The sequence below is a fragment of the Polymorphobacter sp. genome (genome assembly GCF_048007885.1).
Taxonomy (GTDB): domain Bacteria; phylum Pseudomonadota; class Alphaproteobacteria; order Sphingomonadales; family Sphingomonadaceae; genus Sandarakinorhabdus.
Window position 1 is genome coordinate 1,473,472 of the sequence record NZ_CP180346.1, and the last position, 20,683, is coordinate 1,494,154.

The following is a 20,683-nucleotide window of genomic DNA, read 5'->3' on the forward strand; positions in this document are numbered from 1 at the left end:
GCGCGGAACGCGCAATCAAATGCCTGCGGCGCGCGCTGTCCTCTCCATGAGCAGCCCAAGACAAGGAATGGGGTCTGGGGCCTGAGGCCCCAGCCGCCGGAGGCCCTTTTGCCCGCCGGAGGCTATCGGACTGCCCGCTCAGAAAATCTCGAACAGCCCGGCTGCACCCATGCCGCCGCCGATGCACATTGTCACCACGGCCCATTTGGCGCCGCGGCGCTTGCCTTCGATGAGCGCGTGGCCGGAGAGGCGGGCGCCGGACATGCCGTAGGGGTGGCCGACCGAGATGGCGCCGCCGTCGACGTTGAGGCGGTCGTTCGGGATGCCGAGCTTGTCGCGGCAGTAGAGCACCTGCACGGCGAAGGCTTCGTTCAGTTCCCAGATGCCGATGTCGTCGACCGTGAGGCCGGCGGTCTTGAGGAGCTTGGGGATGGCATAGACCGGGCCGATGCCCATTTCATCGGGCTCGAGGCCGGCCACCGCCATGCCGCGATAGGCGCCGAGCGGCGTCAGACCGCGGCGCGCGGCTTCCTTGGCTTCCATCAGCACGCTGGCGGAGGCACCATCGGAGAGCTGGCTGGCGTTGCCGGCGGTGATGGTGCCGCCGGGGCGCACGGGGGAGAGGCCGACAAGCCCTTCGAGCGTGGTTTCGGGGCGGTTGCCTTCGTCCTTTTCAAGGGTGACTTCGTGAAAGGTCACGTTCTTGGTTTCCTTGTTCATCATGCCCATGCGCGTGGTCATCGGCACGATTTCGGCGTCGAAGCGGCCGGCCTGCTGGGCGGCGGCCGTGCGCTGCTGCGATTGCAGCGCATATTCGTCCATCGCGTCGCGGCTGATGCCATAGCGCTTGGCGACCGTCTCCGCGGTGTCGATCATCGGCATGTAGATGGCCTGATGCTTTTTCATCAGCTCAAGGTCGGGGTCGGTGCGCATCTTTTCGGTCTGCACCATCGAGATGCTGTCCTGACCGCCGCCGACGGTGATGTTCATGCCGTCGACGATGATCTGCTTGGCGGCGGTCGCAATGCCCATCAGGCCGGACGAGCATTGCCGGTCGATCGACTGGCCGGCGACCGTGACCGGCAGGCCGGCGTTGAGCAGCGCCAGGCGGGCGATGTTGGGGGACTGGCCGCCCTGCTGGAGCACGCAGCCCCAGACCACATCATCAACCTCATCGCCTTCAAGCCCGGCGCGGGCGACGGCGTGGCGGATGGCGTGGCCGCCCATCTGCGCCGGGTGGGTGGCGTTGAACGCGCCCCTGTAAGCCTTGCCGATCGGCGTGCGCGCCGTTGAAACAATCACCGCTTCCCGCATCGTCACTCTCCTGAAAAAATGAGGCTCTCAAAGATATTGCAGGCTGACCCATTCGGCGGCCAGCGCCGGCTTGGTTTCACCCTCGATTTCCACGCTCACGCCCAGCGTCGATTGCCAGGCGCCGTCCGGGCGCTGGCTGAAATCGAGGAGGGTGAAGCGCCCGCGCACCTTGCTGCCGCTTTTCACAGGCGCCAGGAAGCGCAGCTTGTTGAGGCCGTAATTGACCCCCATTTTCGCGCCCTTGAGGCCGGGCAGCGCTTCATAGGCAAAGGCCGCGCACAGCGAGAGGGTGAGGAAGCCGTGGGCGATGGTGGTGCCGAACGGGGTCTTGCTCGCCGCCACCGGATCGACATGGATGAACTGGTGATCGCCGGTCACTTCAGCAAATGCGTCGATTCGCCCCTGATCGACCAGCGTCCAGCCCGAAACGCCGACTTCCTTGCCCACCAACGCCTTGTAATCCTCAAGGCTCACCGCACCTGCCATCGTCGTTCATCCCCGCTCTTGTTTTGCGCTGTTTCGGGACACTAGGCCCAGCTTTACGCTTGCGTCAACCTGTTCTCCGCACGCCGGATGGTCTAGGCTGGAAAATATGACTTTGGAGAAAATGACCGAAGCGCGTCAGCGGATGCGCACCCTTCACCGTGCCCCTGAACCAGAGGTTCTTCTTGGTCTTCTGCCCGCCGCGCTGCTCGGAGAAGGGCAGCGAAACGCCGTTGTCGCGCGCGCGCGGCCGCTGATTGCCGGGCTGAAGGCGGCCGCCGGCCATGGCTGGGTCAACCGCTTTTTGCAGCATTATCAGCTCGGCTCGGAGGAAGGCACGGCGCTGCTCAGCCTGGCCGAGGCCTTTCTGCGCGTGCCCGATGCGACCACCGCCGACATGCTGATCGCCGACAAGCTGGGCCAGGCCGATTGGCGGGCGCGCATGGGCGAAAGCAGCTCGAAGCTGGTCAATTCGGCCACCTTCGGGCTGGTGCTGGGCCAGGCCATGGTCAGCGGCACACAGGCCAATGTGCTCCGGCGGCTGGTGGCGCGCACCTCCGAGCCGTTCATCCGCCAGGCCGTGTCGGGCGCGATGCGGCTGATGGGCGAAGTGTTCGTCATGGGCCGCACCATCGAGGAGGCGCTGGATTTCGCCGAGAGATCGAAAGGCTTCACCGCCAGCTTCGACATGCTGGGCGAAGCCGCCCATACCTTCCCCGATGCGCAGCGCTATTTCAGCGCCTATCTCGCCGCCATCGAGGCGGTGGGCAAGCGCCAGCCGGATGCCGTCATCACCGACCGCCATTCGGTCTCGGTCAAGCTGTCCGCACTCCACCCGCGCTATGAAACGGCGCACGCCAGCGCCTGTGTTCCGGCGCTCATCGAGCTGACCGGCGCGCTGGCCGAGGCGGCCGCCGCCTCGGGCATCAGCCTGACCATCGACGCCGAGGAATCCGAGCGGCTTGAGATGAGCCTCGACATCATCGCCGAGGTCGCCGCCATGCCCGCGCTCAAGGGCTGGGACGGGCTGGGCATGGCCGTTCAGGCTTATGGCAAGCGCGCGCCTGCGGTCATCGACTGGGCGGAGGCGCTGGCCGAAAAGACCGGCCGGCGCCTCGCCGTGCGCCTCGTGAAGGGCGCCTATTGGGACAGCGAGATCAAGCACACTCATGAGCAGGGCCTGTCCGACTTTCCGCTGTTCACAAGGAAACCCGCCACCGATGTCAGCTGGCTCGCCTGCGCCCGCAAGCTGCTCGAAAGCCCGCATATCTACCCCGCCTTCGCCACCCATAACGCGCTCACCGTCGCCACCGTGCTCGAATGGGCGCAGGATTTCGGCGGCAAGACCGCGCGTGATTTCGAGTTCCAGCGCCTGCACGGCATGGGCGAGGGCCTGTTCGAGGATCTGGTGCAGAAGCAGGGCTATAACTGCCGCACCTATGCGCCGGTCGGCGGCCACCGCGACCTGCTCGCCTATCTGGTCCGCCGCCTGCTCGAAAACGGCGCCAATTCCAGCTTCATCCACCAGGTCACCGACGAAGACACCACCGAAGACGAACTGCTCGCCGACCCGGCCGCCCGCGTCGCCCGCTCGGGCGGGGAAGCCAACCCGCTGATCCCGCTGCCCAAAGACCTTTACGCCGAGGAAACCGCCACCGGCGGCCGCACCAACAGCCCCGGCCTCGACCTTGCCGACGCCGAGACGCTGCAGGCACTCGCCGCCACCGCCGCCGCCACCCGCCTGCCCGCAGCGCCCAAGGCCGCCGACCCGGCGAAAGCCGTGGCCCGCGCCGCCGCCGCTTTCCCCGCCTGGGCGCGCACGCCCGTCACCGAGCGCAGCGCCTGCCTCGAACGGCTGGCCGATCTGATCGAGGCCAATACCGAGCCGCTGATCGGCCTGCTCTCGATCGAAGCGCACAAGACGCTCGCCGACGGTGTGGCTGAAGTGCGCGAGGCGATCGACTTCTGCCGCTATTATGCGGCTCAGGCACGCACGCTGATGCAGCCCCAGCCGCTTCCCGGCCCCACGGGCGAGAGCAACAGCTTCCAGCTCGCCGCGCGCGGGCCGTTTGCGACCATCGCGCCGTGGAATTTCCCGCTCGCCATCTTCACCGGCCAGTGCGCCGCCGCCCTGGTCACCGGCAACAGCGTGCTCGCCAAGCCCGCCCCGCAAACGCCGCGCATCGCCGCCCGCCTCGTGGCGCTGGCGCATGAGGCCGGCATCCCCAAGGACGTGCTCCAGCTGGTCACCGGGGGCGCCGAGATCGGCGATGCGTTGGTCCGCAACCCGGCGATTTAGGGCGTCGCCTTCACCGGCAGCACCGCGGTTGCCCGCGCCATCGCCCGCGCGCTGCTTGATGATGAAGACCGGCCGCTGGTGCCGCTCATTGCCGAGACCGGCGGCCTCAACGCGATGATCGTCGATTCAACCGCGCTTCCCGAACAGGTGGTCCGCGATGTCATCATCTCGGCTTTTGGTTCGGCCGGCCAGCGCTGCTCGGCGCTACGCTTGCTCATCGTCCAGCGCGAGGTGGAGGAGACCATCCTCACCATGCTCAGGGGCGCCATGGACGCGCTCGTCATCGGCCCCGCGCATGACGCCATGACCGATGTGCCGCCGGTCATCGACGAGGCCGCGCGGGACAAGCTCGAAGCCTATCGCCAATCTGTGAAAGACCGCTGGATCCACAGTGTCAGCGCGCCCGATACCGGCCATTTCATCGCCCCCACCGCCATCCGGCTGGACAGCATCGCCGACCTGAAAACCGAATGGTTCGGCCCGCTGCTCCATGTCACGACATGGGAGGCCGGCAAGCTCGGCCAGACGGTCGAGGCCGTGAACGCGCTCGGCTACGGCCTCACCATGGGCCTGCACAGCCGCATCGCCGGCGCCAGCCGCGAGGTGCAGGCGCTGGCCCGTGTCGGCAATCTCTATGTCAACCGCTCGATGACCGGCGCCGTCGTCGGCACCCAGCCGTTCGGCGGCGAGGCGCGCTCGGGCACCGGCTTCAAGGCCGGCGGCCCGCATTATCTGCTGCGCTTCTGCACCGAGCGCACCACCACCATCGACACCACAAGTGGCGGCGGCAACGCCTCGCTGCTCAGCCTTGAAGACGAGTTTTGAGTATCACTCTATTTACCTGAGCCCTGAATGCGGATACTGAGTCCGCATGACCGCGCAAACGCCCTTCGTCCCGGCCTCGAAGCCCGAGGCGCTGCCCATCCCCAAGCGGCAATGGGGCGTCGCGCTGAGCGCGCTCAGGAAGCTGCTCGCCGACAAGGATGACACCGGCGAGGTCTTCGAGATCATGCGCGCGCTCAACGGCGCCAGCACGCGGGATGGCTATCTGCGCCTGCTCTCCACCGCCGAGGGCGGCCGCATCGCCTATGAGCGCGCCGAACTCGCGCCTCTTCTTGCCGACCGCGCCTGGCTCGCCAGCCTGCCCCCCGGCAGCGTCGGTGCTGAATATGCCCGCTTCACCGCTGCCGCCCAGATCACGCCGCAGGGGCTGGTCGAGGTGTCGTCCCGGGTGATGATGGAGATGGAGCATCCCATCGCCTGGTTCGGCCGCCGCACCCGTGATGCGCATGACCTGTGGCACGTGCTCGCCGGATACGGCACTGATTCGCTGGGCGAGGCCTGCCTCGTCGCCTTTTCCTATGCCCAGACACGCTCGCTCGGCTGGGCCTTCATCGCCGTTGGCGCGGCGCTCAAGAGCCGTAGCGCGCCCGGCCGCCATCCCTATGCCCGCGCCATCTTCGAAGGCTATCAGCGCGGCCGCCGCGCCGCCTGGATCGCCGGCCATGATTACCGGGCGCTGCTGCCGCTGCCGCTCGAAGACGCGCGCGCCCGCCTCGGCCTCACCCCGCCGCGGCTCTATCAGTCCATCCCGGCCGCCGCGCGCGACGGCGCCGTGCCGAAAGGCTGAGCCGCCGCCTCAGGACGCAAGCTCAGGAAGTTGAGCGGCTGACGACCTCCACCCGCTCGCGCGGGTCGATCATCGTGCCGTCGGGGGCGGCGGTGAACGTGGTCTGCGTCGGATAGGCGAAATCAAGACCCTGTTCGGCGAACATCCGCACAATGCCCACGCCGATCTTGTGGCGCACCGTGACCATGTCATCAAATTTGGGCGATTCGACGAAGAACACCAGATCCATGTCGATCGACGAGTCCCCGAAGCCGACGAACATCGCCCGGTCGAAGCGCGCCATCTCGATATCGTCCACCAGCGCGCGCAGCTGCTCGGGCAGCGCCTCCAGCTTTTCGGGCGGGGTCTGATAGGTCACACCCAGATTCAGGATCACGCGCCGCTCGATGATGCGCTTCAAATTGCTCACCTCCTGCGCCAGCAGCTGGGTATTGCCGACCACCAGCTGCTCGCCCGACAGCAGCCGCACCCGCACCGTCTTCAGCCCGATCGCCTCCACCGTGCCGGTGTTGGGGCCGAACTGGATGGTGTCCCCCACCCGGAACGGCCGGTCGAACAGCATCGACAGGGCGGCGAAGAGATCGGAGAAGATGCCCTGTGCGGCGAGCCCGATGGCGATGCCGCCCACCCCAAGCCCGGCCACCAGCGCGGTCACGTTGACGCCCAGATTGTCGAGCACCAAGATCACCGCCAGCGCCCAGACGCCGATATTCACCAGCACCTTGATGATGCCGATGGCGCTGGCGAAATCGGCCGAATTGTCATTGGCCTCGGCGCGCCGCTCGATGAAGGCGAGGATGATCTCGCGCAGCCAGATCGCGCCCTGGACGGCGCCGGTCACGACAAAGATGAAGTCGATCGTGTCGACCACCGGGCCGGGCGGCGAGACACCGTGGATGACGAGATAGGCGGCGAGCGAGCCGAGGAAGATGGTGCGCGTGCGGCGGATGATGCGCCCGGCAAAGCCGCGCCAGGTCGTGACATCGCCGCTGCCGCCAAGCAGCCGCACCAGCCCCCAGCGCACCGTCACGAACAGCAGATAAAGCGCCACGGTGGCCGCAGCCCCCATCAGCGCGTCCTCGCTGTCGTTGCTCACCCAGTCGACGGTATCGACCACCAGCGTCTCAAGCTGCTCGCCCAGCGGCGCGGCCTTTTCGGCCGGCGTGTCAGCCGTGTCCGCCATCAGGCCACGCCCGCCAGCGCCGCGTCAATCGCCGGCGCCAGCCAGTCCGGCCGCAGCACCTCGACCGGCCGGCCATCCAGCAGGATCGGCGCGGCGGCGGCTTCAAGGCGAAGATGCGCCAGCGCCAGCGTGCCCTGCGGCGCACCCAGCACGCTGCCGACACTGCGTCCCGCCTCGTCGCGCAGCGTCGCATCGCTGACCGGCTCTGGCCCGGCAAGGTGCAGCGGCACGATCCGCCGCCGCACCCGGTCGCGGTGGTGCATGCGCGCGGTATTCTCCTGCCCCACATAACAGCCCTTGGTGAAGCTCACCCCGTTCAGAAGGTCCGCACCCGTCTCCAGCCAGAGCAGCGCATCCGCGCCAAGCTCGTCCGCCTCCGCCACGCCCAGCGCCAGCCGGTGGGCGCGCCAGGCCGCCATGTCGGCGCCCTCGCCGTCTGCGGCCGCACCAATCCAGCGCGCGCCCAGCACCGCGGTGCGCGGGTCGAGCGGCTGTCCCGCCACAGCTTCGGGCGCGGCACACACCGCCAGCTCGGGCATGGCGGCAATCTCGACGGCCTTGCGCAGCTTGTACATCGACAGTCGCCGCGCCAGCGCGTCCGCCTGCGATGCCGCCACATCAACCAGCACGGCCCCGTCCTCGCCTTCGAACAGCAGCAGCGCGAACAGCGTCTTGCCCTGCGGCGAGAGCAGCCCGGCATAGAGCGGATGCGCCGGCGTCAGCGCCGCCACATCCTGGCTCAGCAGGCCCTGCAGAAAGTCGCGGGCGTCGGGGCCGCGCACGCTGAGCACGGCGCGGTCAGTCAGGATTGGAAAGGTCATGGCCGCCTCCCTAGCCCAAAATCACCGCCCACGCCAACCGCCCGCCCGAACGCCCGCCCGCTTGACTTTCCCGGCCGCCCCGCCCATAGGCCGCCCTTCGCAGCGCCTCGTGCCGGGGCGCGCTTCACTGTTCGCATCCGGAAACCCGAGCCATGGCCAAGCCGACAACCATCAAGATCAAGCTCGTCTCGACCGCCGAGACCGGCTATTATTACGTCACCAAGAAGAACCCGCGCACGCAGACCGAGAAGCTGTCGTTCCGCAAATATGATCCCGTCGTGCGCAAGCATGTCGAGTTCAAGGAAGCCAAGATCAAGTAAGCGCAGCGATAGCGCTGACGAGCAAAGCCGGGCCCAGCCCGGCTTTTTTCGTTTCGGGGATGAAGCTCAGGCCGCCGCTGCCGCCCGGTTCCGCCCCGCCCGCTTGGCGGCATAGAGCGCCTTGTCGGCGCGCGCCAGCAAGCTCTTGGCCCGGCAGTCCGGCCCGCGCAGCGTGGCCACGCCCACGCTCAGCGTCAGCGGCGCGCGCAGCTCGGGCGGGCCCTCACAGCCGATCTCCAGATCGGCCACCGCCGCCACCATCGCGGCGGCCACCATTTCCGCCTCAGCCGTGGTCAGGCCGGGCAATATCACCGCCATCTCGTCACCACCGTAGCGCGCCACCTGATCGACCGCGCGCACCGCGCCGCGAATCGCCTCGGCCACAGCGCGCAGCGCGCCGTCGCCGGCCGGGTGGCCGCGCAGGTCATTATATTGCTTCATGCCGTCGATATCGGCCATCAGCACCGACAGCGCCGTGCCGCTCTCATGGGCAAGGTCGATGGCGCGCGGCAGGGCGCGCTCGAGCTGGAAGCGGTTGAAGAGCCCGGTCACCGCATCGATGGTCGCCACGCGCCAGACCTTTTCGGCCGCTGCCGCGCGCGCCATCGCCACCCGGCGGCGCTGCACCAGCGCGTGCAGCCGGGCGCGCACCTCCAGCGGCTCCATCGGCAGCCAGGCGCAGTCGGCACAGCGCATCTCGAAGGCGCGCAGCATCGCCTGCGGCTCCTCGCGCGGCACCAGCGCAAACACCGGAAAGGGATTGGCCGCGCCATAGGTCTGCAGCGGCGCCAGCGATTCGGCGAGCGCCCGCCACGCGCCGCGCACCGCCGCCACGATCAGGAAATCGAGCTTGCCCGCCTCGGCGCGGGCCAGCGCCTCGGTCACGTTCATCGGCTCGAGGCGGACGTCATCAGGCAACAAAGGCACAAGCGCGTCGCCAACATCGGCCGCCCCCACAAAGCCAATACGCATACCCATGCCCGACCCATGACCCCCGTTAAGGATTTCTCGACAGCCGCGCAGCCCTGACCCGACCGCACGACTCTTAACCATCTTGCAATATCACAATTCCACACAGCGCAATAGCAAAACCGTGCAATATCAATTTGTTAATGAAGTATTACCAATGCATTTGCGGCGCAATCGGCCGCAGGCCCCGGCGCACGCTTGGCAAATCCCCATCCATGGCCCTACACAGGCGGTGATGCTTCGTGCTCCCGCCCCAACCCTGCCGGCTGATGATGTGCTGGCCCTTCAAGCGCTTGCCGCCACCATTGGCTGCGACGATCTGGGCCCGCGTTTCCTGGCGCTGACCGGGCTCGACGCCGAGGGCCTGCGCGCCCGCGCCGCCGAGCCAGCGCTGCTTGCCGAACTCATCGCCTTTCTCGCCGCCCATGAAGCCAGCCTGACCCGCATCGCCGGCGAGCTCGGCGTCGCGCCCGCCGCACTTGTCGCCGCCGGCCAGCGGCTGGCGCGCTGATGGCCCGACCGCTCATCATCTCCGATTGCGACGGCGTGCTGCTCGAGTTCGCCCGCCCCTTCACCCATTATCTCGACAGCGTGCATGGCCTGACCCTGAAGCTGACCAGCTTCGCGCTCGCCGGCAACATCCATGACCGCGCCGGCCAGCCGGTGCCTGCGGCCGATTTCCCGGGCCTGCTCGATGGCTTCTTCGCCACCCATATGGCGCTTCAGCCGCCGGTCGCTGGCGCCGTCGATGCGCTGGCCCAGCTGGCCCGGAGCGCCGATATCGTCATTCTCACCAACATCGCCGATCATCACGCCGAGGTCCGCACCCGCGAACTGGCCGCACGCGGCATGCCCTACCGCGTCATCGGCAATCACGGCCCCAAGGGCGGCCCGATCAAGGCGCTGCTCGAAGAGTTCCAGCCCTCAAGCGCCGTCTTCATCGACGATCTGCCACCCCATCACAGCTCGGCCGCCGCACTCACCCCGCATGTCCACCGGCTGCACATGGTGGCCGAACACGAGCTGCGCCACCTCATCCCCGAAGCCCGCGACGCCCATGCCCGCATCGATGACTGGGCCGATGCGCTGCCCCATATCCAGACCCTCATCGGAGCTTGACGACCATGGCTGACACCCCCGAACAAAAGCTCGCCGCGCTTGGCCTCACCCTGCCCACCGCCGCTGCGCCTGCGGCCAATTATGTCCCCTATGTCATCTCCGGCTGGCAGCTCCACATCGCCGGCCAGATCCCCTTCGATGAAGCCGGCGCGCTCATCAAGGGCCGGCTCGGCGAGGATTTCGACATCAATGCCGGCACCCGCGCCGCCGAACGCTGCGCCATCGGCCTCATCGCCCAGATGAAGGCCGCCCTCGGCGAACTCTCGCTGGTCCGCCGCGTCGTCAAGCTCAACGTCTTCGTGCAAAGCGCCCCCGGCTTCACCGACCAGCCCGAAGTCGCCAACGGCGCCAGCAACCTGATGGTCGCCGTCTTCGGCGATGCCGGCCGCCACGCCCGCGCCGCCGTCGGCGTGGCGGCGCTGCCGCGCGGCGTCGCCGTCGAGATTGACGCCATCGTCGAGATCAATGGCTGACATAGCCGGCCTCAAAGCCCGCATCGTCCACGCCGCCGCCGACATTGACGCGGCCGCCTGGGATGCGTGCGCCGGGACCATCAACCCGTTTACCACCCACGCCTTCATCAACGCGCTCGAAACCTCGGGCAGCGCCACCGCCCGCACTGGCTGGCAACCCGCCCATATCGTGCTCGAAACCGAGGCCGGTGACATCGAGGGCATCATGCCCGCCTATGCCAAGTCGCACAGCCAGGGCGAATATGTCTTCGATCACAATTGGGCCGACGCCTATGAGCGCGCCGGCGGCCGCTATTATCCCAAGCTGCAATGCGCCGTGCCCTTCACGCCCGCCACCGGCCCCCGCCTGCTCGCCCGCACGCCCGAGGCCGCCCGCGCGCTCATCAGCACAGCCGAGGGCCTGGCCCGCGCCAACGATCTCTCCTCCATCCACGCCACCTTCCTCACCCCTGAAGAGCAGGTGCTGTTCCGGGAGGCCGGCTGGCTGATGCGCTCGTCCGAACAATTCCACTGGTTCAACCAAAACTATACAAGCTTCGATGATTTTCTCGGTCAGCTCGCATCCGCCAAACGCAAGAACATCCGCAAGGAACGCGCCCGCGCGATTGAGGGCCTCGACATCGTCCATCTGCAAGGCCCCGCCATCACCGAAGCGGACTGGGATGCCTTCTGGGTCTTTTATCAGGACACGGGCATGCGCAAATGGGGCCGCCCCTATCTCACCCGCAGCTTCTTCAGCACCGTCGGCGAGACCATGGGCGACCGTGTGCTGCTCATGCTGGCCAAGCGCGACGGCCAGCCGATCGCCGGCGCGCTCAACTTCATCGGCGAGGATTGCCTCTACGGCCGCTACTGGGGCTGCACCGAACATGTGCCGGGCCTGCACTTCGAGCTCTGCTATTATCAGGCCATCGAATGGGCCATCGCCCATGGCCGCCCGCGCGTCGAGGCCGGTGCTCAGGGCGCGCACAAGCTGGCGCGCGGCTACCGTCCGGTCGCCACCATCTCGGCCCATTATATCCCCAACGCCGGCTTCAGCTCGGCCATCGCCGATTTCGTCGCCCGCGAAGCCCGCATGATCGATGCCGACATCGAGGCGCTCGACATGGCCACCCCCTTCAGGCGCGGTTCACCCCCGCGCCCGCAAGGCTGACCCCATGCGCCTCCTCCTTCTCGCTCTCGCCCTCGCCGCCCCTGCCACAGCGCAGGAACAAGTCTACCGCCTGAGCGAGGAAGACAAGCAGGCCGCCCTTGAGGCCGCCTCCCGCCAGCCGGAAAAGCCCCTGCCGCTTCCCGTCGTCGATGGCCGCGCGCCCGGCAGCCCCGACCGGCGCGCCCACGGCGAGGTCGGCATGATGATTGGCACCGGCGGCAGCCGCGCCATCTGGGGCAGCACCAGCATCCCCCTCGGCGACAGCGGCAGCGCCAGCCTCGGCCTCGGCACCGGCCGCTTTCCGGGCGGCTTTGGTTCCCCGCAAGACCCGCTCGCCCGCACCCCCCGCTAGACCCGCAAGCCCATCCCTGTAAGATAGCCCCAAACAGGGGGACGATGGGGATGGACACATACGGCATCGACAGGCGCAGCGCGCTCAAATTCGGCCTCACCGGCCTTGCCGCCAGCGCAACCCGCGCCGCCGCCGCACCCGCCACGGCCATCACCGCCATGGGCGCGGTCGCCCTGCAAAGCGCCATCCTTCGCCGCGAGGTCTCCTGCGCCGAGGTGATGACCGCCTGTCTCGACCAGATCGAGCGCCACAACGGCGCGGTCAATGCCATTGTCGCCCTTGAACCACGCGAAGCCCTGATGGCACAGGCCCGCGAGGCCGATGCCGCCCTTGCGCGCGGCGAAATCCGCGGCCCGCTCCACGGTTTCCCCCATGCCGTCAAGGATCTGCAGGCCGTGCAGGGCCTGCGCTTCACCTCCGGCTCGCCGATCTTCAAGGACCGGATCGCCGAGGCCGACGGCCCGGTCGCGGCCCGGCTGCGCGCCGCCGGCGTCATCTTCATCGGCAAGACCAACACGCCCGAATTCGGCCTTGGCTCGCACAGCTACAACCAGGTCTATGGCGTCACCCGCAATGCCCATGACCCGCGCGTGTCGGCCGGCGGCAGCAGCGGCGGGGCCGCCGTTGCGCTGGCGCTGCGCATGGTGCCGCTGGCGGACGGCAGCGATTATGGCGGCTCCTTGCGCAACCCGGCGGGGTGGAACGGCGTCTATGGCTTTCGCCGCAGCCTTGATGATCCGGGGGGCCGGGGGCGTGAACACTGGCTGTCCGGCCAGGGCGTGCAAGGCCCGATGGCGCGCAGCGTCGCCGATCTGGCGCTGCTCCAGCGCGTGCTGACCGGCGAGGATGTGAACCCCGCACCCGGCCTCGCCATGAAGGGCAAACGCATCGGCTGGCTCGGTGACATGGGCGGCGCCCTGCCCTATGCGCCCGGCGTCCTCGAGACCTGCGAAACCGCGCTCAAGACCTTCACCGCGATCGGCTGCAACGTCGCGCCCGCCACCCCCGATTATCCGGTCGAGGCGGCGTGGCAGGCGTTCCGCAAGCTGCGCGGCTGGCTCAACGGCTATAATCTCCACGATCATTATGATGATCCCGCCCGCCGCCCGCTGCTCAAGCCCGAAGCGGTGCATGAGGTCGAGGTCGGCCGCGCGCTCAGCGCCTTCGATCTCGCCGAACAGGCGCAGGTCCGCGCCGACTGGAGCCGCGCGGTTGCCGCCCTGTTCGAGCGGTTCGATTATCTCATCCTGCCCACCGCCCAGCTGTTCGCCTTTGATGCCAGCCTCACCTGGCCGCGCGAGGTCGGCGGCAAGCAAATGCGCACCTATCATGAATGGATGGCCGCCCAGTGCCTGATCACGCTGGCCGGCTGCCCCAGCCTCGCTGCGCCCGCCGGCTATAATGCCCGGGGCCTCGCCATGGGCCTGCAGATCATCGCGCCTGTGGGCCGCAACATGGATTGCTTCGCGCTCGCCGCCGCCTATGAAGCCGCAGCCGGCGCCAGCGTCACCCGCCGCCCGCCGCCGCGCCTGGCCTGATCCGCCCATGCCAAATGTCATTTGGGGCGTCGCCCTGCTCGCCGCCTGCACGCTCATCGGCATCCTTCTTGGCCAGCTGCTCGGCAATATGCTCGGCATCAACGCCAATGTCGGCGGCGTCGGCATCGCCATGCTGCTGCTCATCGCCGCCCGCCTCTGGCTGGCAAAGCGCGGCTGGCTCCACCCCGGCATCAGCAGCGGCGTCGGCTTCTGGGCCTCGCTCTACATCCCCATCGTCGTCGCCATGGCCGCCACGCAGAATGTCGTGGGCGCGCTCAAGGCCGGGCCGATGGTCGTCGCCGCCACGCTGGTGGCCGTGGCCGCCTGCTTCGCCATGGTCGCGCTGATGAGCCGGCTCGGCCGCCCGCCGCAATGATCGCCGACATTCTTACAGCGACGCTCACAGCACAGGGCCTGCTCACCGCCTTCGCGCTCATCGGGCTGGTCATGCTCTTGTCCGAGTTCATCTCGGCGCGGCTCACGCGCGGGCGCATCCATGGCTCGGCCATCGCCGTGCTCGCCGGGCTCGTTCTGGCCTGGGTCGGCGGCGTCTTCACCGGCGGCAGCAAGGGGCTAGCCGATATCCCGGCGCTGGCCGGTGTCGGCCTGATGGGCGGCGCCATGCTGCGCGATTTCGCCATTGTCGCCACCGCCTATGAAGTCGATGTGGCCCGGCTGCGCGCCGCCGGCGGGGCGGCGGTCACCGCGCTTCTGCTCGGCCTTGTCGTGCCCTTCCTCGCCGCCATAATGGTGGCGCGTGCCAGCGGCTATACTGATCCGGTGGCGCTCACCACCATCGGGGCCGGCGCCATCACCTATATCGTCGGCCCGGTCACCGGCTCGGCGCTGGGGGCGACGCCAGACATCATGGCGATCAGCATCGCGATTGGCGTGCTGAAGTCGATCCTCGTCATGGTCGCCACGCCGCTGCTTGCCCGCCCCATCCGCCTTTCAGACAGCCGCAGCGCCATGGTCTTTGGCGGCATGATGGCCACCACCAGCGGTGTCTCGGCCGGGCTCGCCGCCACCGACCGCGCGCTGGTGCCCTACGGCGCGCTCACCGCCACCTTCAGCACGGGGCTCGGCTGCCTGCTCGCGCCCTCGCTGTTCTTTCTTGTGGTGCGCGCGTTCGCGTGAGCCAAAGCTGAAACCCCGGCGCGCGCTAGCGCGCGCCAAAGCTGAAGCCACGCGGGATGAGCCGGTGCTCATGCGCCTGCCGCTCCAGCCCTTCACGAAAATCCGGATGCGCCAGCCCGATCAGCGCCTGCGCGCGCTCGGGCACCGATTTGCCCTTCAAATTCACCATGCCATATTCGGTCGCCACATACATGATGTCGGCGCGCGTCGTGGTGACGATATTGCCCTCCGTCAGGTTGAACACGATCCGGCTGCGCCGCTCGCCCTTGCGGTCATAGGTCGAGGGCAGGCAGATGAACGACTTGCCGCCGTCCGAGGCATAGGCCCCGCGCACGAACTGCGCCTGGCCGCCGGTGCCGGTCAGATGTCGGTTGCCGTCCGATTCCGAGGCGGCCTGACCGGTCAGGTCGATCTGCGTGGTGCTGTTGATCGAGGTGGCGCGCGGGTTCTTCATGATCATGTGCGGCGCGTTGGTATATTCGACCGGATGGCAGTGAAAATCGGGGTTGCGGTCGAGCGTGTCATAGAGCGACTTCGACCCGGCGGCGAAGGTGTAGACGATCTTGCCGGGGTCGAGCGCCTTGCGCACGCCATTGAGCAGCCCGGCGCGGTAGAGGTCGGCAATGCCGTCGGTCATCATCTCGGTATGCACGCCCAGATCCTTGATGCCGGCATCCGCCAGCAGGCTGCACACGGCATTGGGCATCCCGCCAATGCCGATCTGCAGGCAGGCGCCGTCCTCGATCTCGCTGATGATCAGCTTGGCCACCGCCTTGTCGACTTCCGTTGGCGCCGGGTTGGGCAACTCGGAGAGCGGCCGGTGGTCGCCCTCGATCACATAATCGACCGCGCTTTCGGGAATGTCGACGCCGGTGCCATACACATGCGGCAGGCTGGTGCAGGTCTCGATGATGACCATGCGCGCGCGCCTCAGCACCTCGCCCAGCCAGACATTGGTCGGCCCGATGTTGAAGCTGCCGTTTTCCAGCGGCCGCGCCTTGAGGATCATGATGTCGACAGGCTCGATGAAGCGGCGATACAGGTCCGAGCCCTCACCAAGGTTGAGCGGCGTATAGCTGCACCGGCCCTGGTCGTGCAGCATCCGGTCATAGCCGCTCATGTGCAGGCTCAGCATATGCACATGCCGGCCCTCGGGGTCGTTCTCCATCACCGCGCGCGGCCGCATGGAGAGCGTGCTGCGCACCTTCAGGTTCGAAAGCTCGGTGATGCGCGCGCCAAGGGCTGCATCAAAGACATCGGGCTGGTTGAAGGTGCCGGCATAGTCGAGCCACATGCCGGACTGGACGAGGGCGGCGGCCTCTTCGGCTGAGATCGTTTTTGCCTTGTGGGCGGCTTGGCGCATGGTCATCGGCCTGTCTTGCTGAGAGCCCCGGACTATAGGCACCCCGGCCAAGCCTCTGCAATGGCAGCAAGCCCGCTCAAAGCCCCAGATTGTCGATCAGCCGGGTGGTGCCGACGACGCCGGCTGCCATCAGCCGCGCGCCCGGCTGCACCGCATCGAGCGTCGCCAGCGTCTCGCCGTCGACCAGCTCGAAATAATCGACCCGGGCAAAGCCAGCGGTGGCCAGTGCCAGCGCGCCCTGCGCCAGCACCTCGGCCACGCCGCCGCCGGCGCGCAGCCGGCCTTGCGCCTCCGCCAGCGCGCGCGGCAGGGCGAGCGCGCGGGCGCGGTCCTCGGGCGCGAGGTAGAGGTTGCGTGATGACAGCGCCAGACCGTCACTGTCACGCACGATGGGGGCGCCGACGATCTCGGTGCCAAGGTCGAGATCGGCCGCCATGCGCTTGACGATGGCCAGCTGCTGCCAGTCCTTCTCGCCGAAAATCGCCACATCGGCGCGGGCAGCGGCCAGCAGCTTGGTCACCACCGTCGCCACCCCGTCGAAATGGCCGGGCCTGACTGCGCCGCACAGCACATCGGGCAGGCCGTCCACCCGCACGAAACTCGAAAAGCCCGGCGGATACATGGCCGCCACATCGGGCGCATAAAGCAGCGTGCAGCCCGCCGCCTCAAGCTTGGCCGCGTCGCCCGCCTCGTCGCGCGGATAGCGCGCCAGATCCTCGCCGGGGCCGAACTGGCGCGGATTGACGAAGATCGAGGCGACCACCGCATCGGCGCGCGCCAGCCCCTCGGCCACAAGCGCCAGATGCCCGGCATGCAGCGCGCCCATCGTCGGCACAAAGGCGACCCGCGCGCCTGCGCGGCGCATCGCCTCCACCGCGGCGGTCAGGCCTGCGGGCGTGCGCACGATTTCCATTGCCATCCCCAAACTCGCTTCTGCTTGTTGTGGGCCGGGGCTCTGTGCCAAAGCGAGCGCCCACGCAACCCCCAAGGAGGCTCCATGCCCCTCCACATCATCGCGCTCGGCAACGAAAAGGGCGGCACCGGCAAATCCACCACCGCCGTCCATCTCGGCGTCGCCCTCACGCTCGCCGGCCGCCGCACCGCCATGATCGACCTCGACGCCCGCCAGCGCACCACTGCCCGCTATCTCGAAAACCGGGTCAACTTCGCCGCCGCGCGCGGCCTCACCCTGCCCACCCCCGATCACATCACCATATCCGAAGGCGAAGGCGCCGAGGCCGAACTCGCCCTGCGCATCGAACAGGCGCAGGCCATCGACACGCTGATCATCGACACGCCCGGCCGCGACAGCCCGCTGGCGCGCGCCGCCCTCGCCCGCGCCGACACCATCATCACGCCGATCAACGACAGCTTCGTCGATTTCGACCTGATCGGCGATGTCGATCCCGAGACATATGCCGTCAGGCGCCCCGGCTTCTATTCCGCCATGATCTTCGACCTGCGCCGCGCCAGGGCAGCCGCGCGCAGCGGCACCATCGACTGGGTGATCCTGCGCAACCGCCTGTCGACGCTGGAGGCGCGCAACAAGCGCCGCGTGGGCGCCGCCCTCGACAATCTCGGCACCCGCATCGGCTTCCGCCACCTGCCCGGCCTGTCCGAGCGCGTCATCTACCGCGAGTTCTTCCCGCGCGGCCTGACGCTGCTCGACCGTGATGCGCTCGAAGACTTCAGCCTCAGCCATGTCGGGGCGCGGGCCGAGCTGCGCGCGCTGCTCGCCGGCCTCAACCTCCCCGGCTTCGACCCCGCCCGCCTGCCGATCTGATGGCCTTCCTCCTCATCCTCGCCGGCCTTGCGCTGTGGTGGCTCTGGCCGCGCGAAAAGGCCGCCGCCCGCCGCCTGCTCGGCCTCTCGCGCAACGCCAGCGCCGCCGAGATCGAAGCCGCCTTCCGCGCCGCCCTGTTCAAGGCCCACCCCGATCACGGCGGCTCAGCCGAGCAAACCCGCCGCCTCACACGGGCGCGCGACCTGCTTCTTGCCAGTGTCACAAAGTCAAGGCAGTAGCAGTCGCATGACCCATAGCTTCCATCCCACGGCGCTTCGCGAATATGACATCCGCGGCATCGTCGGCGACACCCTCACCCCCGATGACGCCCGCGCCATCGGCCAGGGCTTCGGCACCCTCATCCGCCGCGCCGGCGGCCACAGCGTCGCGGTCGGCCGCGACGGCCGCACCACCTCGCCCGCGCTCGAAGCCGCGCTCGTCGATGGCCTCACCAGCACCGGCGTCGATGTCGTGCGCGTCGGCCTCGGCCCCACCCCCATGCTCTATTACGCTGTCCATGCGCTGGGCGCTGACGGCGGCATCATGGTCACCGGCAGCCACAACCCGCCCGACTGGAACGGCTTCAAGATGATGCTCGCGGGCCGCCCCTTCTTCGGCGCCGACATCCGCACGCTCGGCACCATGGCCGCGGCCGGCGACTTCGAATCCGGCCAGGGCAGCGCCCGCGACGAAGACATCATGGACCGCTACGTCGACCGGCTGCTCAAGGACTTCACCCCGCCGCCCTTCACCATCGCCTGGGATTGCGGCAACGGCGTCGCCGGCCCGGTCGTCGAGCGCCTCGTCAAGCGCCTGCCCGGCACCCACCATCTGCTCTTCACCGAGGTCGATGGCAGCTTCCCCAATCACCACCCAGACCCCACCGACGAGCGCAACCTCGAAGACCTGAAGCGAACCGTGCGCGACCACGCCTGCGACTTCGGCGTCGCCTTCGACGGCGACGGAGACCGCCTCGGCGCCATCGACGGCGAGGGCCGCGTCGTCTGGGGCGACCAGCTGCTCGCCATCCTCGCCGAGCCCGTGCTCGAGGCGCTGCCCGGCTCCATCATCATCGCCGACGTCAAGGCCAGCCAGGCGCTGTTCGACCGCATCGCCGAACTCGGCGGCCAGCCGATGATGTGGAAGACCGGCCACAGCCTGATCAAGGCGCAGATGAAAGCGACCGGCAGCCCGCTCGCCGGCGAAATGAGCGGCCATATCTTCTTCGGCCATGACTGGTACGGCTTCGATGACGGCCTTTACGCCGCCATCCGCCTGATCGGCGCCGTCGCCGCGCTCGGCGGCTCCTTGACCGCGCTCAAATCCGCCATGCCCGTCATGGTCAACACCCCCGAGCTGCGCTTCCAGGCCTCCGAAACCCGCAAGTTCGCCGTCGTTGAGGAAGTACTGGCCGCGCTGAAGGCCGAAGGCGCCACGGTCAACGAGACCGACGGCGCCCGCGTCATCCGCCCCGATGGCTGGTGGCTGCTGCGCGCCTCCAACACCCAGGACGCGCTGGTCGCCCGCGTCGAGGCCTGCGACGAATCAGCGCTGGCCCGGCTGCGCGCCGAACTGGAGGCCGCGCTGGTCAGAAGCGGCATCGCCCCCACCGTCACAGGCCACTGAAAACAATATCATAAAGATTTTATGTTGCAGCGCAACATGAATCCCTTGCATTCAGGTTCCCAAATCCATATGTTGCATCGCACAACATGAAGTGGATCGGATCATGACGACCAAGAGCGAAGGCACCCCCGAAGCCCCGGCAGCCGCTGTTCCAGCAGCCGCCGTCAAGGCCGAGACCAAGGCGCCCGTGCTCAAGGCCGTCGAGACCGCGCCCGCCAAGGCGGCGCCGAAAAAGGCCCCGTCGGCACAGAAGATCGTGGCAACGCCGGAAGCGGCCGCGCCCAAGAAGAGCAAGCCAGCCAAGCCTGCCGCCGCAGCCGTCAAGGCCGCCCCCACCCCCAAGCCCAAGGCCAGCAAGCCGAAGGGCGCAGGGGCCAAGGCTGCCGCGCCCAAGCCCACCACCAACTCCACTTCTTCTGGGGCCAAAGTTCCGGCCCGTCCCGTCCCCGCCGCACGTCCCGTGCTGCGGTCCGTTCCCAAAACCCCCCTCCATATCTCATTTCAAAAGGATAATGTCATGGCCACCGCATTCGAAACCAGCCAGGAAACCGTCAAGAACACCGTCGCCCAGCTGAACAGCAGCGCCGAAGCCGCGCTCGAGAGCAGCAAGGAAGCGATGGAGCAGATGACCGCCAAGTCGAAGGAAGCGATCGAGACCAGCATGAAGTCGATGGACGAAATGGCTGACCTCGCCCGCGGCAATGTCGAAGCCGTCATCGCCTCGGCCCGCGCCGCCACCACCGGCCTCGAGAAGGTCGCCGCCCACATGACCGAAACCTCGCGCAAGTCGTTCGAAGAGATGACTGCCGTTGCCAAGTCGGTGGCCGCTGCCAAGACGCCGAACGAGCTGATGCAGCTCCAGTCGGACTATGCCAAGGCGCAGTTCGACACCGTCGTCTCCGATTTCTCGAAGATGACCGAAATGATGATGAAGATCTCGGGCGACATCTTCGAGCCGATGCAGAACCGCATGGCGATCGCCGCCGACAAGATGAAGAACGCGGTCAACATCAAGTAAGCCGCCTTCACCGCACAAACAGGAAGGGGTGGTCGCAGCCAGCGGCCACCCCTTTTCTCATTCGCCGCCATTCCTTATAAGAGCGTCATGACGGCCGCCCAG

Annotated in this window: 21 protein-coding genes and 1 pseudogene; 15 read left to right on the forward strand and 7 right to left on the reverse strand. The window is 68.0% G+C overall.

Annotated elements, in window-relative coordinates:
• Positions 1–138: 138 nt before the first annotated feature.
• Together ACMVO5_RS06965 and ACMVO5_RS06970 are read right to left on the reverse strand one after the other, a co-directional pair.
• Positions 139–1,314 carry an acetyl-CoA C-acyltransferase gene (locus ACMVO5_RS06965; RefSeq protein ID WP_416906804.1) on the reverse strand — a complete coding sequence of 392 codons (1,176 nt, stop codon included), beginning with the start codon at positions 1,312–1,314 and terminating at the stop codon, positions 139–141.
• Positions 1,315–1,341: 27 nt separating this feature from the next.
• Complete coding sequence (locus ACMVO5_RS06970; RefSeq protein WP_416906805.1) at positions 1,342–1,800, reverse strand: MaoC family dehydratase; 459 nt, start codon at positions 1,798–1,800, stop codon at positions 1,342–1,344.
• Between the two features lie 142 nt (positions 1,801–1,942).
• On the opposite strand from ACMVO5_RS06970, the pseudogene ACMVO5_RS06975 reads away from it, so the two are divergent.
• Positions 1,943–4,921, forward strand: a pseudogene (locus tag ACMVO5_RS06975) (L-glutamate gamma-semialdehyde dehydrogenase).
• Between the two features lie 46 nt (positions 4,922–4,967).
• Complete coding sequence (locus ACMVO5_RS06980) at positions 4,968–5,726, forward strand: Coq4 family protein (RefSeq protein ID WP_416906806.1); 759 nt, start codon at positions 4,968–4,970, stop codon at positions 5,724–5,726.
• Between the two features lie 22 nt (positions 5,727–5,748).
• On the opposite strand, the gene ACMVO5_RS06985 is transcribed toward ACMVO5_RS06980, so the two are convergent.
• The gene (locus ACMVO5_RS06985; RefSeq protein ID WP_416906807.1) at positions 5,749–6,909 is read right to left on the reverse strand and encodes a mechanosensitive ion channel family protein; all 1,161 of its coding nucleotides are present in this window, start codon (positions 6,907–6,909) and stop codon (positions 5,749–5,751) included.
• Entirely contained in the window at positions 6,909–7,730 is an 822-nt protein-coding gene (locus tag ACMVO5_RS06990) for a YgfZ/GcvT domain-containing protein (protein ID WP_416906808.1), read from the reverse strand. The genes ACMVO5_RS06985 and ACMVO5_RS06990 overlap by 1 nt, the downstream gene beginning before the upstream one ends.
• Before the next feature lie 152 nt (positions 7,731–7,882).
• On the opposite strand from ACMVO5_RS06990, the gene rpmG reads away from it, so the two are divergent.
• Entirely contained in the window at positions 7,883–8,050 is a 168-nt protein-coding gene (rpmG, locus tag ACMVO5_RS06995; protein ID WP_416906809.1) for a 50S ribosomal protein L33, read from the forward strand.
• Positions 8,051–8,116: 66 nt separating this feature from the next.
• On the opposite strand, the gene ACMVO5_RS07000 is transcribed toward rpmG, so the two are convergent.
• Entirely contained in the window at positions 8,117–9,028 is a 912-nt protein-coding gene (locus tag ACMVO5_RS07000) for a GGDEF domain-containing protein (RefSeq protein ID WP_416906810.1), read from the reverse strand.
• Positions 9,029–9,254: 226 nt separating this feature from the next.
• Between ACMVO5_RS07000 and ACMVO5_RS07005 the strand changes: the two genes are divergently transcribed.
• The 8 genes from ACMVO5_RS07005 to madM are packed head-to-tail and all read left to right on the forward strand — an operon-like array spanning position 9,255 to position 14,791.
• Positions 9,255–9,530 (forward strand): DUF3572 family protein, encoded by a 276-nt coding sequence (locus tag ACMVO5_RS07005; RefSeq protein WP_416906811.1) that lies wholly within the window; start codon positions 9,255–9,257, stop codon positions 9,528–9,530.
• A complete protein-coding gene (locus ACMVO5_RS07010; RefSeq protein WP_416906812.1) occupies positions 9,530–10,138 on the forward strand; it encodes an HAD family hydrolase in 609 nt (202 codons plus the stop codon). Before ACMVO5_RS07005 ends, ACMVO5_RS07010 begins: the two co-directional genes overlap by 1 nt.
• Before the next feature lie 5 nt (positions 10,139–10,143).
• The gene (locus ACMVO5_RS07015; protein ID WP_416906813.1) at positions 10,144–10,611 is read left to right on the forward strand and encodes a RidA family protein; all 468 of its coding nucleotides are present in this window, start codon (positions 10,144–10,146) and stop codon (positions 10,609–10,611) included.
• Positions 10,604–11,764: a GNAT family N-acetyltransferase gene (locus ACMVO5_RS07020; RefSeq protein WP_416906814.1), complete on the forward strand. Its 1,161-nt coding sequence runs from the start codon at positions 10,604–10,606 to the stop codon at positions 11,762–11,764. Before ACMVO5_RS07015 ends, ACMVO5_RS07020 begins: the two co-directional genes overlap by 8 nt.
• A 4-nt stretch (positions 11,765–11,768) precedes the next feature.
• Positions 11,769–12,116: a hypothetical protein gene (locus ACMVO5_RS07025; RefSeq protein ID WP_416906815.1), complete on the forward strand. Its 348-nt coding sequence runs from the start codon at positions 11,769–11,771 to the stop codon at positions 12,114–12,116.
• A 44-nt stretch (positions 12,117–12,160) separates the two neighbouring features.
• Positions 12,161–13,654 carry an amidase gene (locus tag ACMVO5_RS07030; protein WP_416906816.1) on the forward strand — a complete coding sequence of 498 codons (1,494 nt, stop codon included), beginning with the start codon at positions 12,161–12,163 and terminating at the stop codon, positions 13,652–13,654.
• A gap of 7 nt (positions 13,655–13,661) precedes the next feature.
• Positions 13,662–14,030, forward strand: coding sequence for a malonate transporter subunit MadL (madL, locus tag ACMVO5_RS07035; RefSeq protein WP_416906817.1), 369 nt, complete (start codon positions 13,662–13,664; stop codon positions 14,028–14,030).
• On the forward strand, positions 14,027–14,791 hold the full coding sequence (gene madM, locus ACMVO5_RS07040; protein ID WP_416906818.1) for a malonate transporter subunit MadM: 765 nt from the start codon (positions 14,027–14,029) through the stop codon (positions 14,789–14,791). The genes madL and madM overlap by 4 nt, the downstream gene beginning before the upstream one ends.
• A 25-nt stretch (positions 14,792–14,816) precedes the next feature.
• Here madM and ACMVO5_RS07045 read toward each other — a convergent pair whose 3' ends face one another.
• Together ACMVO5_RS07045 and panC are read right to left on the reverse strand one after the other, a co-directional pair.
• A complete protein-coding gene (locus ACMVO5_RS07045; protein WP_416906819.1) occupies positions 14,817–16,160 on the reverse strand; it encodes an acetyl-CoA hydrolase/transferase family protein in 1,344 nt (447 codons plus the stop codon).
• Between the two features lie 70 nt (positions 16,161–16,230).
• Positions 16,231–17,067: a pantoate--beta-alanine ligase gene (gene panC / locus ACMVO5_RS07050; protein ID WP_416909325.1), complete on the reverse strand. Its 837-nt coding sequence runs from the start codon at positions 17,065–17,067 to the stop codon at positions 16,231–16,233.
• Between the two features lie 84 nt (positions 17,068–17,151).
• On the opposite strand from panC, the gene ACMVO5_RS07055 reads away from it, so the two are divergent.
• The 4 genes from ACMVO5_RS07055 to ACMVO5_RS07070 all read left to right on the forward strand — a co-directional run bounded on the left by ACMVO5_RS07055 (position 17,152) and on the right by ACMVO5_RS07070 (position 20,581).
• Positions 17,152–17,937, forward strand: coding sequence for a division plane positioning ATPase MipZ (locus tag ACMVO5_RS07055; protein WP_416906820.1), 786 nt, complete (start codon positions 17,152–17,154; stop codon positions 17,935–17,937).
• A complete protein-coding gene (locus ACMVO5_RS07060; protein ID WP_416906821.1) occupies positions 17,937–18,176 on the forward strand; it encodes a J domain-containing protein in 240 nt (79 codons plus the stop codon). The genes ACMVO5_RS07055 and ACMVO5_RS07060 overlap by 1 nt, the downstream gene beginning before the upstream one ends.
• A 7-nt stretch (positions 18,177–18,183) precedes the next feature.
• Entirely contained in the window at positions 18,184–19,563 is a 1,380-nt protein-coding gene (gene pgmG / locus ACMVO5_RS07065) for a phosphoglucomutase/phosphomannomutase PgmG (RefSeq protein ID WP_416906822.1), read from the forward strand.
• 103 nt (positions 19,564–19,666) lie between these two features.
• Positions 19,667–20,581, forward strand: coding sequence for a phasin family protein (locus ACMVO5_RS07070; RefSeq protein ID WP_416906823.1), 915 nt, complete (start codon positions 19,667–19,669; stop codon positions 20,579–20,581).
• The last annotated feature ends 102 nt before the right edge of the window (positions 20,582–20,683 follow it).